This window comes from Microbacterium proteolyticum, from assembly GCF_029639405.1.
Classification (GTDB): Bacteria; Actinomycetota; Actinomycetes; order Actinomycetales; family Microbacteriaceae; genus Microbacterium.
Map to the genome: position 1 here is coordinate 2,325,530 of NZ_CP121274.1, position 14,127 is coordinate 2,339,656.

At 71.4% G+C, this 14,127-nt stretch carries 12 protein-coding genes; 9 read left to right on the forward strand and 3 right to left on the reverse strand.

The features are described from left to right. Position 1 precedes the first annotated feature (1 nt). Positions 2-1,987 carry an anthranilate synthase family protein gene (locus P8R59_RS11710; RefSeq protein ID WP_278101215.1) on the reverse strand — a complete coding sequence of 662 codons (1,986 nt, stop codon included), beginning with the start codon at positions 1,985-1,987 and terminating at the stop codon, positions 2-4. 204 nt (positions 1,988-2,191) lie between these two features. On the opposite strand from P8R59_RS11710, the gene ispG reads away from it, so the two are divergent. Continuing rightward, a complete protein-coding gene (gene ispG, locus P8R59_RS11715; RefSeq protein ID WP_175627553.1) occupies positions 2,192-3,343 on the forward strand; it encodes a flavodoxin-dependent (E)-4-hydroxy-3-methylbut-2-enyl-diphosphate synthase in 1,152 nt (383 codons plus the stop codon). A 66-nt stretch (positions 3,344-3,409) separates the two neighbouring features. Then, on the forward strand, positions 3,410-4,603 hold the full coding sequence (locus P8R59_RS11720) for a benzoate/H(+) symporter BenE family transporter (protein ID WP_278101216.1): 1,194 nt from the start codon (positions 3,410-3,412) through the stop codon (positions 4,601-4,603). Between the two features lie 7 nt (positions 4,604-4,610). Here the strand turns inward: P8R59_RS11720 and pcp are convergent, their stop codons facing one another. Both pcp and P8R59_RS11730 read right to left on the reverse strand, forming a co-directional pair. Next, the gene (gene pcp, locus P8R59_RS11725; protein ID WP_278101217.1) at positions 4,611-5,249 is read right to left on the reverse strand and encodes a pyroglutamyl-peptidase I; all 639 of its coding nucleotides are present in this window, start codon (positions 5,247-5,249) and stop codon (positions 4,611-4,613) included. A 4-nt stretch (positions 5,250-5,253) separates the two neighbouring features. After that, positions 5,254-6,081, reverse strand: a complete 828-nt coding sequence (locus tag P8R59_RS11730; protein ID WP_278101218.1) for an NADH:ubiquinone oxidoreductase subunit 4 (chain M) — start codon at positions 6,079-6,081, stop codon at positions 5,254-5,256. 107 nt (positions 6,082-6,188) lie between these two features. Here P8R59_RS11730 and P8R59_RS11735 point away from each other — a divergent pair, with 107 nt between their 5' ends. The 7 genes from P8R59_RS11735 to P8R59_RS11765 are packed head-to-tail and all read left to right on the forward strand — an operon-like array spanning position 6,189 to position 14,104. Beyond that, positions 6,189-6,716, forward strand: coding sequence for an RNA polymerase sigma factor (locus tag P8R59_RS11735; protein ID WP_278101219.1), 528 nt, complete (start codon positions 6,189-6,191; stop codon positions 6,714-6,716). Then, the gene (locus tag P8R59_RS11740) at positions 6,713-7,915 is read left to right on the forward strand and encodes a hypothetical protein (protein ID WP_278101220.1); all 1,203 of its coding nucleotides are present in this window, start codon (positions 6,713-6,715) and stop codon (positions 7,913-7,915) included. The genes P8R59_RS11735 and P8R59_RS11740 overlap by 4 nt, the downstream gene beginning before the upstream one ends. Continuing rightward, positions 7,912-8,436 (forward strand): RNA polymerase sigma factor, encoded by a 525-nt coding sequence (locus P8R59_RS11745; RefSeq protein ID WP_278101221.1) that lies wholly within the window; start codon positions 7,912-7,914, stop codon positions 8,434-8,436. Before P8R59_RS11740 ends, P8R59_RS11745 begins: the two co-directional genes overlap by 4 nt. Further along, entirely contained in the window at positions 8,433-9,539 is a 1,107-nt protein-coding gene (locus P8R59_RS11750) for a hypothetical protein (protein ID WP_278101222.1), read from the forward strand. The genes P8R59_RS11745 and P8R59_RS11750 overlap by 4 nt, the downstream gene beginning before the upstream one ends. Positions 9,540-9,572: 33 nt before the next feature. Beyond that, a complete protein-coding gene (locus P8R59_RS11755; protein WP_278101223.1) occupies positions 9,573-11,369 on the forward strand; it encodes a proline--tRNA ligase in 1,797 nt (598 codons plus the stop codon). Between the two features lie 43 nt (positions 11,370-11,412). Next, the gene (locus P8R59_RS11760) at positions 11,413-12,234 is read left to right on the forward strand and encodes an aldo/keto reductase (RefSeq protein ID WP_278101224.1); all 822 of its coding nucleotides are present in this window, start codon (positions 11,413-11,415) and stop codon (positions 12,232-12,234) included. Between the two features lie 37 nt (positions 12,235-12,271). After that, entirely contained in the window at positions 12,272-14,104 is a 1,833-nt protein-coding gene (locus P8R59_RS11765) for a lipase family protein (RefSeq protein WP_278101225.1), read from the forward strand. Positions 14,105-14,127: the final 23 nt, after the last annotated feature.

Below are 14,127 nucleotides of genomic sequence, written 5' to 3' on the forward strand. Positions count from 1 at the left end.
GTCAGAGCGCGGCGGCGATCAGACGCTCCAGGGTGCGCATGCCGTCGCGCGACAGGATCGACTCCAGGTGGCCCTGGACGCTCGAGAAGCGCTCGCCGCGCAGGGCGTAGACGTCGCCGGTGACCGGATCCGCCGCGACATCGACCGGAATGTCGCGGTCGCCCGCGGGCAGGTTGGACACCGCGTCGGTCGGCTCGGCGACGGCCGTGACCGACCCGAACGTGATCCCGCGCTCGGTCGTTCCGGGGGCGACCCGCGCCGTGAACGTGTTGTAGAACCCGATCGACGCGTCCTCGCCGAACACGTCGACGCTCTTTTGCAGACCCTGGTGCGGCTGCGCGAGGGGCGCGAGATCGATGCCCAGCTGGTCGGCGAGGATCTGGTGGCTCAAGCACACCGCGAGCAGGGGAGCGCGGCGGAAGAGCCGGCGGGAGACGACGTGGTGCATCGCGGAGATGCGGTCGCTCGCGTCATCCCGAGGGTCGCCCGGACCGGGCCCTGCGACGACGAGGTCGGCGGCATCCACCTCGGCCGGGGTCGCTTCGGACCAGTGCACGATCCGGGCGTCGAGCCCGAGGTGGCGCAGCTGGTGGGCGAGCATCGTGGTGAAGCGGTCCTCGGCATCCACCACCAGCGCCGTGCGCCCGGCGAAGGGACCCGAACCGTCGGGGTCCTGCGGGTTCATCCAGAACGGAGCGAGGCGGTCGTTGCGGGATGCCAGCAGCTCGGCGATCGCGGGATCCTCGGCGAGCGGGCGGCGCGGGGCGACCGGCGCGTCGGGATCGGCGTCGGGGTCGGCCGCGGGGGCCGCGTCGCGCGGGATCGCGCCGATCGCGCCCAGCACGCCGGCGGCCTTCCCGTGCGTCTCGCCGACCTCGCCGTACGGGTCGGAGTGGCGCACGAGCGTCGCGCCGACCGGGACGCGCAGGCGGCCGTCGACGAGGTAGGCGGTGCGGATGAGGATCGGGGCGTCGAGGTCGTGCGTGGGGCCCTCGGTCGCGCCGTTCGGGGTGAAGAGGGCGGCGACGCCGGAGTAGTAGCCGCGCGGGGTCGTCTCGTACCGGGCGATCACCGTGCACGCGTTCTGCATCGGGGAACCGGTCACGGTCGGTGCGAACATCGTCTCGCGAAGGATGTCGCGCGGGTCGAGCGTGCTCCGCCCCCGCAGCATGTACTCGGTGTGCGTCAGGCGCGACATCTCTTTCAGATGGGGTCCGGTGATTCGGCCGCCGTCGCTGCAGACGGCGCTCATCATCTTCAGCTCCTCGTCGACGACCATGAAGAGCTCCTCGGTCTCCTTGGTCGAGCGCAGGAACTCCGCGAGCGTCTCGGCCGTCGCGCCGCCCTGCGGGTGGCGGAACGTGCCGGAGATGGGGTTCATCGTCACGATGCCGTCGCGGGCGCTGACGTGCGCCTCGGGGCTGGCCCCCACGGCGACGTGGCCCGGCGTCACGACGGCGAACGTCCAGTAGGCGCCCTTCTCATGCTCGAGCAGCGCACGGAACCACGTCAGGGCGGCCTCGCGCGGATCGGCGTCGACCCCGGCGACGAAATCGCGACGGATGACGAAGTTCGCCCCCTCGCCGCGCCCGATCTCGTCGGCGATCACCCGGCGGACGATGTCGGCGTACGCCTCGTCGCCGATGTCGAACCCCGCCCCCTCCAGGGCGACCGGGGTGGCGGGCAGGGATGCCAAAACCTCGGCGCGGGGGAGCGGCATCCGCTTGTCGATCACGAGGCAGCGCAGCGGTGCGCCGTCGTCGTGACACACGAAGCCGCGCTCGCGCACTTGACGGAAGGGGACGAGTGCGAGCACCTCGCGCGGGAGGCCGTCGGCGTCGACGAGCGGGATGTCGGCCAGCAGCTCGACATCGACGACGGTGCCGGTGAGCAGCTCGACGGTCGCGTCGTCGCGGGCGATGAGCGCGAACGGCGCACTGCCGGTGAGGAGGTCGTGGATCAAGGAGGAGGGGTCGGGCCCGGTCATCGAAGTACTTCCGTCAGTGATCGAAGGTCCGGAGCGGCCGCCGGAAACACGAAAACCGCCCCGATCCCGAGGGAGGGCGGTCTGTCGCACGCGTGCTCACCGCCTAGACGGTGGGCCACCAGCCGGTATACGCGCGCATGGCGCCGAATTTATCACAGAGCGGCCCTCAGCCCCCGCCCGGGTGCGGCGGCGTAGGCTGTGGGCGTGCCTGCAGTGAACATCGGGATGCCCCGCGTGCCGGAGGTCCTCGCGCCTCGTCGCAAGACCCGTCAGATCAAGGTCGGCAAGGTCCTCGTCGGCGGTGACGCTCCCGTCAGCGTCCAGTCGATGACGACGACGCCCACCACGAACATCAACGCCACGCTGCAGCAGATCGCCGAGTTGACGGCATCCGGCTGCGAGATCGTGCGCGTGGCGGTGCCGTCGCAGGACGACGCCGATGTGCTGCACATCATCGCGAAGAAGAGCCAGATCCCGGTCATCGCCGACATCCACTTCCAGCCGAAGTACGTGTTCCAGGCGATCGACGCCGGGTGCGGCGCGGTACGCGTGAACCCGGGGAACATCCGCAAGTTCGACGACCAGGTCGGCGCGATCGCCAAGGCCGCCAAGGACGCCGGCGTGTCGCTCCGCATCGGCGTGAACGCCGGGTCGCTCGACCGCCGCCTGCTCGAGAAGTACGGCAAGGCCACCCCCGAGGCGCTCGTGGAGAGCGCGGTGTGGGAGGCGTCGCTGTTCGAGGAGCACGACTTCCACGACTTCAAGATCTCGGTCAAGCACAACGACCCCATCGTGATGGTGAAGGCGTACCGCCTGCTCGCCGAGCGGGGCGACTGGCCCCTGCACCTCGGTGTGACCGAGGCGGGGCCGGCGTTCCAGGGCACCATCAAGAGCGCGACGGCGTTCGGCATCCTGCTCTCCGAGGGCATCGGCGACACCATCCGCGTCTCGCTGTCGGCGCCGCCGGCCGAAGAGGTCAAGGTGGGTCACCAGATCCTGCAGTCGCTGAACCTCCGCGAGCGCAAGCTCGAGATCGTCTCGTGCCCATCGTGCGGTCGCGCGCAGGTCGACGTGTACTCCCTCGCCGACAACGTCACCGAGGGCTTGAAGGACATGACCGTCCCGCTCCGCGTGGCCGTCATGGGCTGCGTGGTGAACGGTCCGGGCGAGGCGCGGGAGGCCGACCTGGGCGTCGCGTCCGGAAACGGCAAGGGGCAGATCTTCGTCAAGGGCCAGGTCATCAAGACCGTGCCCGAGGCCGACATCGTCCAGACGCTCATCGAGGAAGCCAACCGCCTCGCCGACGAGATGGGCCCCGACGCCGCCCCCGGCACCGCACAGGTCATCACGGCCTGACGAGTCCACCCGTGCGGCCGTGGCCCGCACGCGGGTTCTGCGGAACCCGGTAGCGTCGGAGGCCGTATGACCGCCTCTCCCGCTTCCGACGCGCCCGCGTCCCGCCCGCTCATCGCGGGTGTCGTGACGGCCCTCGTCGGGTTCACCAGCACGTTCGCGGTCGTCCTGACGGGCCTCCGCGCCGTCGGCGCGACGGCCGACCAGGCCGCCAGCGGTCTCCTGGCCCTGTGCGTCATGGTGGGTCTCGGATGCCTCTTCGTCGGTGCGCGGTACCGGATGCCGATCACCATCGCGTGGTCGACCCCCGGGGTCGCCCTGCTCGCGGCCACCGGTGCGGTGGACGGCGGGTGGCCGGCCGTCGTCGGTGGATTCCTCGTCTCGGCGGCCCTGATCCTGCTCGCCGGCTTCTTCCCGCCGCTCGGCGCCCTCATCGCCCGCATCCCGCCGTCGATCGCGCAGGCGATGCTCGCGGGCGTGCTGCTGCCGCTGTGCGTGGCCCCCTTCACCGGGCTGCTCTCGGATCCGTGGGGCGTGGCTCCCGTGCTCGTGGTCTGGCTCGTCGCCGCGCGGCTGCTGCCGCGCTGGGCCGTGCCGCTGGCGTTCGTGGCCGCCACCGTCGTGATCGTGGTGGGCATCGTGCAATCGGGCGCGCGGGTGGATGCCACGACCCTCGTGCCCCGTGTCGAGTTCGTGGCGCCCACCCTGACGCTCGGCTCCGTGGTCGGGATCGGTCTGCCCCTGTTCGTGGTGACCATGGCGTCGCAGAACGTCCCCGGCGTCGCCGTGATGCGGAGCCTCGGGTACACGGTGCCGTGGCGTCCGGCCATGATCGTCACGGGCCTCGGGTCGGCACTCGGAGCGACCGCCGGGGCGCACGCGATCAACCTCGGCGCGATCAGCGCCGCGATCGCGGCCGGCCCCGACTCGCACCCCGACCCGCGGCGCCGCTGGCTCGCGAGCATCTCCGCGGGCGGGTCCTACCTCGTGCTCGCCGGTCTCTCATCGGCTTTCGCCGCGCTCGTGCTGCTCGCCCCCGCGGGCGTGATCCCCGCGGTCGCGGGGGTCGCGCTCTTCGCCGCGTTCGGCTCGGCCATCCAGCAGGCGATCGACGACCCGGGCGAGCGGATGCCGGCCGTGGTGACGTTCCTCGTCGCGGCCTCGGGCGTCGCGGTGGCCGGGGTCAGCGCGGCGTTCTGGGCGTTGCTGGCCGGGCTGCTGGTGCGCACGGTGCTGCACGCGGGGCGGCGACGGGCGGCCTGAGCCGCGCTCAGTGGAGCGTGCCGCCCGGAAGCGCGGCGTCCACCGGAGAGTCGACCGCCGCCCGGAGGGCCGCCTCGAGCCCCCACACGATGTCGCCGAGCGGCAGTGAGCTCGCGCCGTCGGGGGCGTTCTCGCTCGCGTACGGCACGTGGAGGAACCCGGCGCGGATTCCCGGGGCCGCGGCGGTCTCGTGCAGCGCCGTGAACATCACGTGGTTGCACACGAACGTGCCGGCGGAGTGGGAGAGGGATGCCGGAACACCCGCCGCGGCGATCGCGGCGGTCATCGCCTTGACGGGGAGCGTGGCGAAGTACGCGGCGGGCGCACCCGCCACGCTCGGTCGGTCGAGCGGCTGGTCTCCGACGTTGTCGGGGATCCGTGCGTCCGCGAGGTTGATGGCGACCCGCTCGGGCGTGAGGCCCGTTCGGCCGCCCGCGAGGCCGACGGCCACCACGACGTCGGGGGAGTGCTCGCGGGTCAGCGCGCCGAGACGCGCCGAAGCCCCGGCGAACTCGACCGGCAGCACCTCCGAGACGAGCGTCTCGGGACCGGCCCACCGTTCGGCGATCAGGCGCACGGCATCGCCCGACGGGTTGGTCGCGTCACCGGCGAAGGGCTCGAAGCCCGTGAGGAGGATGGTCGTCACCCCCTCACGGTACGTTCCTCCAGACCAGGTCGTACTCGGCGCGGATGCGATCGCGCGCGTCGGCGTACTCGGGCACCGCGTCGAAGAACGCGAACTTCCGCGTGATGACCGAGTCGGTGGCATCCGCGTCGGGTTCGACCACGTACGCCGTGAACGTCTCGGCGAAGTCCTCGGACACGTTCGTCGCTGCGTAGTCGCTGACGAAGTCGTCCTCGTGGGCCTGGTAGAACTCCCACGCCACGTCCGCGTCGACGTTGTCGCGCGCGGGGGCGTCCGCGTATCCGGCCCAGAATCGGTCGGCGAAGCGCTGGAGGTCCGAGCCGGGGAGCAGGCATCCGGCGCCGGCCCATTCGGTCGCGCACTCGACGGCTGAGGGGTCGGTGTCGTCCGCCCCCAGGCTCAGCATGTGCGCGTACTCGTGGATGAGCGTCGTCATCAGCAGATCGCGATCGTCGGCGTAGGCGAGGTTCGCGGCGAACACCCATTTGGTGGGGTCGTCGGCACTCGCGACGTAGGCGAGCATGTCGCTGTCGGGGTCGTCTCCGGTCTCGTACCCGGTGATCATGGATGCCGCGAACTCGGGGGTCGTCACCCGCAGGAGCTCGCTCCAGACCCGGCTCGACCGCCCGTCGGGCGTGGGGGTGAGGGTGGCATCGCTCGTGACCGTGAAGACGTCGGTCGTGGTGAACTCGGGGGACGCCTCGATGCTCTCCCGCCCGGCCCCCGCGAGGGCGTTTCCGGCCCCCACCCCGGCGCCGATGGCGACCCACGTCAACACGCCCAGGAGGACGGCGGTCGACGCGCTCAACAGCGCGATCCAGCGGGGACGCATGTGCTCACCCTAGGTCGCGGGGATCGCGTCCGCCGCGCGTTGTCGTTTCGTTATCGAATCGGCTCGGCGTGCGGGAACCTATCCGGGAGTCGCGGACACTACAGGGTGTGGAAGATGACGACGCCGGGCTGTGGGCTCGGGTGCGCCAGGGGGATGAGCTCGCGCTCGCCGCGCTGTTCGATCGGTACGAGGGGCGGGTTTTCCGGCATGCGTCGCGGCTGTTGACGCACCGGGAGGATGCGAAGGATGCCGTGACGGTCGCGTTCTTCGAGCTGTGGCGCAAGCGTGCGTCGGTGCGGCTGGTGGAGGGGTCGCCGTTGCCGTGGTTGTTGAACACCGTGGCGCATTGCGCGCGGAATCTGGAGCGGTCGGGGCGGCGGTACCGGGCGTTGCTGGACCGGGCGCCTGTGGCTGAGCCGGTGTCGCACGATCAGGACGACAGCGGGGTGATGGTGGCGTTGCGGCGTCTGCCGGAGCGGGAGCAGTCGGTGGTGGTGCTGTCGGTGCTGGAGGGGTACTCCGAGCGGGAGGTCGCCCAGGCCCTGGGTGTTCCGGCGGGAACGGTGAAGTCGCGGCTGGCTCGCGCGAAGGCGAAACTCCGCGACGATCTGGCGCGCGAAGGGGTGCAGGCATGAACGACGAACTGACGCCCGACGAGCGCGCGGCCATGCGTGCGCGGATCGTGGGCGGGGCGCGGGATATCGCCCCCGTCGGCGCTCACCGGAATGCGTGGATCGCCGGATCGGTCGCGGCGGTGCTGGTGGCGGCGATCGCCGGTGGTGTGGTGGCGGCGTCGACGTTGTCGGCACCGCAGATCGCGAACACCCCGAGCCCGAGCGCCACGGCGACTGTCGCACCGGTCGACCCGACCCCGACACCGACCCCGACCCCGACGCTTCAGCGCACAGTGACCTCGCCCACGTCGAGGTTCTCCTTCGATTGTGGGGACGTCGCGCCGCGGGTGGCCGAGATCTTCGGGGGTACCGTGCCCGAGGTGGCATCCACCATTCCTCGGCGCCGCGGGAACTTGTGGCAGCCGGGTCCGATGGAGTACTCGTTCGCGCAGGCGGGGGCGCTCTACTGCGAGTTCGGCGACCTTCTCGGAACCTCGGCGACCATTGCGCTGGTGCCCGAGGCAGAGGGGGCGATCGAGGATCAGGCGCGCGTGATCGGCTGTGACGGCGCTCAGGCGTGCGAACTCGTGGACGGTACGTACGTTCTCGTCGAGGTGACGCTCAGCGAGTCGGACCAGAACGCCTCCAACGTCACGTCGATCGTTGATGATGTGCGAGCTGCTCTTGGCGCGGAGGTGCTCGCCGCTCCTCCATCGGCATCCCTGTGGGAGCCGCCCACCGGCACCACGCCGCTCACCGGGGATTGCGCGACGATCCTGCCTGCGCAACGTCTCACCGAGATCCTGGGTTTGGCCGATGTCCGGGTGGCCTCCGAGCTGGAAGGCGGCTGGAGCCTCCAGTCGTGGATGCTCTACGGGTACTGGGACGCCCCGTTCTGTGAGTTCAGAGGTCTTGACGCAGATCAATCGGAGCGCGGCTTCGCCGGCCAACTCATGTGGCTCCCGGGCGGGGAATGGGCGTACGACGTGGCGATCACGGGCGCCGTCGTGGACGCCCCCGGCGGTCGGTCCACGGATCGCGTCCGGCTATCGGGTGAGAGTCTGAGCGAGTTCCAGGACTTGGGCGAGACCTTCTTCGTCGACGTCCTCGTCGACGGCAACTGGGTGCGCTACCAACTGCTCGACACCGTGGAAGAGGCGGCGCGTCCGGCCATCGCCGCCCGGATCGCCGAAACGATCTTCGAGCAGGTCTACAGGTGAGCGACGACGCCGGGCTGTGGGCTCGGGTGCGCCAGGGGGATGAGCTCGCGCTCGCCGCGCTGTTCGATCGGTACGAGGGGCGGGTTTTCCGGCATGCGTCGCGGCTGTTGACGCACCGGGAGGATGCGAAGGATGCCGTGACGGTCGCGTTCTTCGAGCTGTGGCGCAAGCGTGCGTCGGTGCGGCTGGTGGAGGGGTCGCCGTTGCCGTGGTTGTTGAACACCGTGGCGCATTGCGCGCGGAATCTGGAGCGGTCGGGGCGGCGGTACCGGGCGTTGCTGGACCGGGCGCCTGTGGCTGAGCCGGTGTCGCACGATCAGGACGACAGCGGGGTGATGGTGGCGTTGCGGCGTCTGCCGGAGCGGGAGCAGTCGGTGGTGGTGCTGTCGGTGCTGGAGGGGTACTCCGAGCGGGAGGTCGCCCAGGCCCTCGGCATCCCCGCGGGAACGGTCAAATCTCGTCTCTCGCGGGCGAAGGCGAAGTTGCGCGATGAGCTCGCGTGGGAAGGGGCACTGTCGTGAACGACGAACTGACGCCCGATGAGCGCGCAGCGATGCGCGCCCGGATCGTGGGCGGGGCGCGCGACATCGCTCCCGCCGGTGCGCATCGCAACGCGTGGATCGCCGGATCAGTCGCGGCGGTGCTCGTCGTCGCCATCGCGGGCGCGGTGGTAGCGACCTCCACTCTGTCGGCGCCGCCGATCGCGAACACTCCGACACCGAGCCCGACCGTCACCTCGACTCCGAGCCCCAGCGCCACCCCGACGCCGACGCCGACGCCGACGCCGACCGCGCCCACGCCGGCCATCGCGTTCGACGGCGACTGCGGGGCCGTGTTCGACGACGCCGCGGTGTCCGCGATCATCGGGGTGCCCATGGCCCTGTCGAACGGGGTGCCTGCGCAGGAAGCGGGCGTCCTGGGCGGGGTGAGGTGCCAGTGGATCGCCACGGGCGACGGGTACCAGGCCGTGGGCGTCTCGGTCTTCCCCTGGGACGCGGTTCCGGAGACCGTCGGATCGCAGGCGGGCATCATGCCGGACTGCACCATCGACGGGTTCTCGTGCCAGTACGTCGATCGCTTCGGCGACGCGGCGGTCATGGTCTGGGGATCGACCAATGCCCAGCTGGAGGCGCTCACGGACGCCGTGGGGGAACGGGCGGCTCGCTCCCCGGGTACGGCGCGGTCGCTTCCGGCCGGCGCCTGGACCGTGCCGGAGTGCGCCGACATCCGTGACGCGATCGACGCGGCCCGCGGGCGGGGAGACATCGTCGACCATCGGGGCGACTACTACCCGCGCGGATTCGACTGGGAAGTGCTCCGCGAACGCGGTGCGGCGGCGTACTGCGCCGTGGACAATCTCTCCGCACCCGAGGGCACGACCACGGTGGTCGACATGATGTTCGGCCCGGGCTCATCTCCCGATCTCGACGCGATCTCCCGGCACGGGGGCCTGAGCGTCGAGGTGTCGGGAGCGGATGCCGCGTGGTACCTGCCGGACCTCACCTCCACGGCATCGGTGCTGGTGGTCCAGTCGGGACCGAACACCCTCACGGTGGGAACCCAGAGCATGACCGAGGAGGAGATGAGGCAGGTCGGTGCGGCCGTGATCGCCGCGCTCGGCTGAGCCCCGGCATCCACCGCTCTAGACTCGATGATCGTGGTCACCCGTCTCTCGAACTACTTCCTCCGCACGCTCCGCGAAGATCCCTCGGATGCCGAGGTCACGAGCCACCGCCTGCTCGTGCGCGCCGGCTACATCCGTCGCAACGCCCCGGGCGTCTTCGCGTGGCTCCCGCTGGGGCTGAGGGTCAAGGCCAAGATCGAGACGGTCGTCCGCGAGGAGATGGCGAACGCCGGAGCCTTCGAGGTGCACTTCCCGGCGCTGCTGCCCCGTGAGCCCTACGAGGTCACCGGCCGCTGGGAGGAGTACGGCGACGCGCTGTTCCGCCTGCAGGACCGCAAGGGCGCCGACTACCTCCTCGCCCCGACGCACGAGGAGATGTTCACGCTGCTGGTGAAGGACCTGTACTCGTCGTACAAGGACCTGCCGCTGACGATCTACCAGATCCAGGACAAGTACCGCGACGAGGCACGGCCCCGCGCCGGGCTCCTGCGCGGCCGCGAGTTCACGATGAAGGACGCGTACTCGTTCGACGCGACGGATGCGGGACTGGATGCCTCGTACCAGGCGCAGCGCGACGCGTACGAGCGCATCTTCCAGCGCCTCGGGCTCGAGTACGTCATCGTCGCGGCGGACGCCGGCGCGATGGGCGGGTCGAAGTCGGAGGAGTTCCTGCACCCGACGCCCATCGGCGAGGACACGTTCGTGCGCTCCGCGGGCGGGTACGCCGCGAACGTCGAGGCGTTCACGACCGAGGTCCCCGAGGCGCTCCCCATCGAGGGGCAGCCCGCGCCGGTGATCTTCGATTCGCCGAACACCCCCACGATCGCCACCCTCGTCGACCACGCCAACGCGCACCTGGACGCCCCCGCGCCCGGCATCGCCGGCCCCGCGACGGCGGACGCCGCGGAATGGACGGCCGCGCACACGCTGAAGAACGTCGTGCTCGCGCTCACGCACCTCGACGGCACGCGCGAGATCGTCGTCGTCGGCATCCCCGGCGACCGCGATGTCGATGACAAGCGCGTCGAGGTGGCCTTCGCCCCGGCCGAGGTCGAGGCCGCCACCGAGGCGGACTTCGCGAAGCACCCGCTCCTGGTGAAGGGGTACATCGGACCCTGGTCGCCCACGGGCCCGGTCCTCGGCGAGGAGTCGGCGACCGGCATCCGGTACCTGCTCGACCCGCGCGTGGTCGACGGGACCGCCTGGATCACCGGTGCCAACATCGACCAGAAGCACGTGCACTCGCTCGTCGCGGGCCGCGACTTCGCGGGCGACGGCTTCGTCGAGGCCGCGACCGTCCGCCCCGGCGACCCTGCCCCCGACGGCTCCGGCCCGGTGGAGCTCGCGCGCGGCATGGAGATCGGACACGTGTTCCAGCTCGGCCGCAAGTACGCCGAGGCCCTCGGGCTCAAGGTGCTCGACGAGAACGGCAAGCTCGCCACCGTCACGATGGGCTCGTACGGCATCGGCGTGACGCGCATCCTCGCGATCATCGCCGAGCTCAACAACGACGCGAAGGGCCTCATCTGGCCCGCCTCGGTCGCCCCGTTCGACGTGCACGTCGTCGCGACCGGCCGCGATGCGGTCGCGTTCGACCTCGCCGCGTCGGTGTCGGAGCAGCTCGAAGCCGCCGGTCTCGACGTCCTGTACGACGACCGCCCCAAGGTCTCGCCCGGCGTGAAGTTCGGCGACGCCGAACTGGTCGGCATCCCGCGCATCCTCATCGTGGGCCGTGGCGCGGCCGACGGCGAGGTCGAGCTCTGGGATCGCCGGACGGGCGAGCGCGACACGCTGCCGGTGGCCGAGGCGCTCGCGCGCCTGCAGGGCTGAGACCGCGGCCCGGTGCGTGCCGACGGCGGATAGCGTGGATGCCATGATCGCAGCGCCCCGCGTGCCCCTGTCCGACGGTTCCTCCATCCCGCAGCTCGGCGTCGGCACGTACAAGGTCCCGTCCGAGGTGACGGCCGATCTCGTCGCCGGGGCGCTCGCCGCGGGCTACCGCCACATCGACACCGCGGCGCTCTACGGCAACGAGCGGGAGGTCGGCGAGGGCGTGCGGGCCTCCGGACTCGCGCGCGAGGACGTCTTCGTCACCACCAAGGTCTGGAACGACGACCAGGGTTTCGACGCGACCGTGCGGGCGTTCGACGCGAGCCTGGACCGGCTCGGTCTCGACCGCGTCGACCTCTATCTCATCCACTGGCCGATCCCGAGTGCCGATCGCTACGTCGACACGTGGCGCGCGCTCGTCCGGCTCCGGGAGGAGGGGCGCGCGACCTCGATCGGCGTGAGCAACTTCTCGGCGACGCACATCGAACGGCTGCGCGACGAAACCGGCGTGCTGCCGGTCATCGACCAGGTCGAGCTGCACCCGCGGTTCCCTCAGCGAGAGCTCGTGGACTGGAACACCGCCCACGGGATCGTCACCGAGTCGTGGGCGCCGCTGGCCCGCGGCGGGCTGCTCGACGAACCCGTCCTCGCCGACATCGCCGCACGGTACGGCAAGACACCGGCCCAGGTGGTCATCCGGTGGCACCTCGATCGTGGCCTCGTCGTCTTCCCGAAGTCCGTCTCGCTCGATCGCCTGCGCGAGAACGGCGACGTGTTCGACTTCGCCCTCGACGACCAGGACCACGCGCGCATCGCCGCGCTCGAGACCGGCGAGCGGACGGGACGCGACCCCGACCTCGACTGAGAGAGCCGGGCCGCATCGCCGTGTTTATCATGGCCTGATGCCCGTGACCCGCCGTTCGCTGCCGCGCCGGTGGAACGCTCTTCCCGCCCTCGTGCGCGACGCCCCGCCGAGGGTGCTGCTGGTGGTCGGGGCGGTCGTCGTGGTGCTCGGGGCGCTGATCGTGTCGCGTCCGCTCACCTCGTTGGTGCTCCTGGGCGTCTACGTCGGGGCGAGCGCGGTGGTGATGGGAGTGCTCGAACTCGTCGGCCGGCCGGCCGGCTGGTGGGCGCGGGCGGTGTCGGCCGCGTGGATCCTGGCGGGCATCGCGGTGCTGGTGTGGTTGGGACGCAGCCTGGAGCTGCTCCCGCCGGTGCTCGCGGTCCTCCTCGTCATCGGCGGCCTGGCCTCGATCGGACGAGCCGTCTCCCGTGGGACGGCGAGCTCGCGCGTGCTGTCGCTGGCGTGGGGGGTCGCGCAGGTCGCGTTTGGACTGCTCTCCTTCACCTGGCCCGACGTGACGGTGCTCGTGCTGGCCGTCGTCTTCGGTGTGCGCACCATCGTGTTCGGCGTCGGGATCTTCGCGCGCGGGGTCGTCGGCATCCGCCGTCCACGTTCGACCCCCTTCGACGCCGAACGCGCCGTCCGGCGCCGACGCGTCCGCGCGGGGTGGGCGGCCGCCGGACGCTACGCGCTCTCGCTGGTCCTCGTCGCGACCGCGGCGGGCGGCTGGTGGCTCAACGACTGGCTGGACGACGGCGCTCCGGTGGTCGACGCGTTCTACGACCCGCCCGCCCAGGTGCCGAGCGGGCACGGCCGACTCATCCGTTCCGACGCCTACCTCGGACGCCTGCCCGAGAACGGCGACGTCACACGGATCCTCTACACGACCCGGGATGCCGTGGGCCGGGCGGCCGTGTCGAGCGCGCTGGTCATCGTGCCGAAGGACCCGCCCTCCGGCCCGCGCCCGGTCATCGTCTGGAACCACGGGACGACCGGGGTCGCGCAGGGCTGTGCGCCGAGCCTGCGTGACGCGTCGGCGACGAAGTGGTCGATCCCCGCGCTCGAGCAGGCGCTCACGGCGGGCTGGGTGGTCGTGGCATCCGACTTCTCCGGTCAGGGTGCGCCGGGGGTCTACCCCTACCTGATCGGCGAGGGGGAGGCGCGGTCGTCGCTGGACGCGGTCCTGGCGGCGGGGGAGCTGCGCGCCGATCTGACACTGTCGCCCGACACGGTGGTGTGGGGCCACTCGCAGGGCGGACACGCGGCGCTGTGGACCACCGCCATCGCTCCCGAGTACGCCCCGGGGATCGACGTGCTCGGCACCGCGGTCGTGGCGCCCGTCGCCGATCCGCCCGCGCTGGCGCGGGAACTGCTGTCCGGACCGCCGAACGCGATGCTGTCGGTCATCACGTCGTGGGTGCTCGTGCCGTACTCCCGCACCTACCCGGACGTCGCGCTCGACGACTACATCGCCGAGGGGTCCCGGTCGATCGTGCTCGAGATGACCCAGCGGTGCCCGAGCGAACCGGGCGTCGTGGTGTCGGTCCTCGCGGCCCTGGGGGTGTCGGAGGACCGGCCCCTCTACAGCGCCGATCTCACCGAGGGGGCGCTGGGCCGACGCCTCGCCGAGAACACCATCACCCAGCCGCTCGGAACGCCGATGCTCGTCGCGTGGGGCGCCGACGACGAGGTCATCCCGCCCCGACTCCAGCGGGACTACGTCGACCGGCTGTGCGCCGAGGGTCAACCGGTGCGGTGGGCGACCTACGCCGGGTACGACCACCTGCGCCCGATCCTGCCGAAGTCCCGGTTCCTGCCGGTGCTGTTCGACTGGACGAAAGACCTGATCGAGCGTCGATCGCAGGTCACCGACGGGTGCGGACTGCGCTGACCGGCGCATGCGTCGGCTGTGCG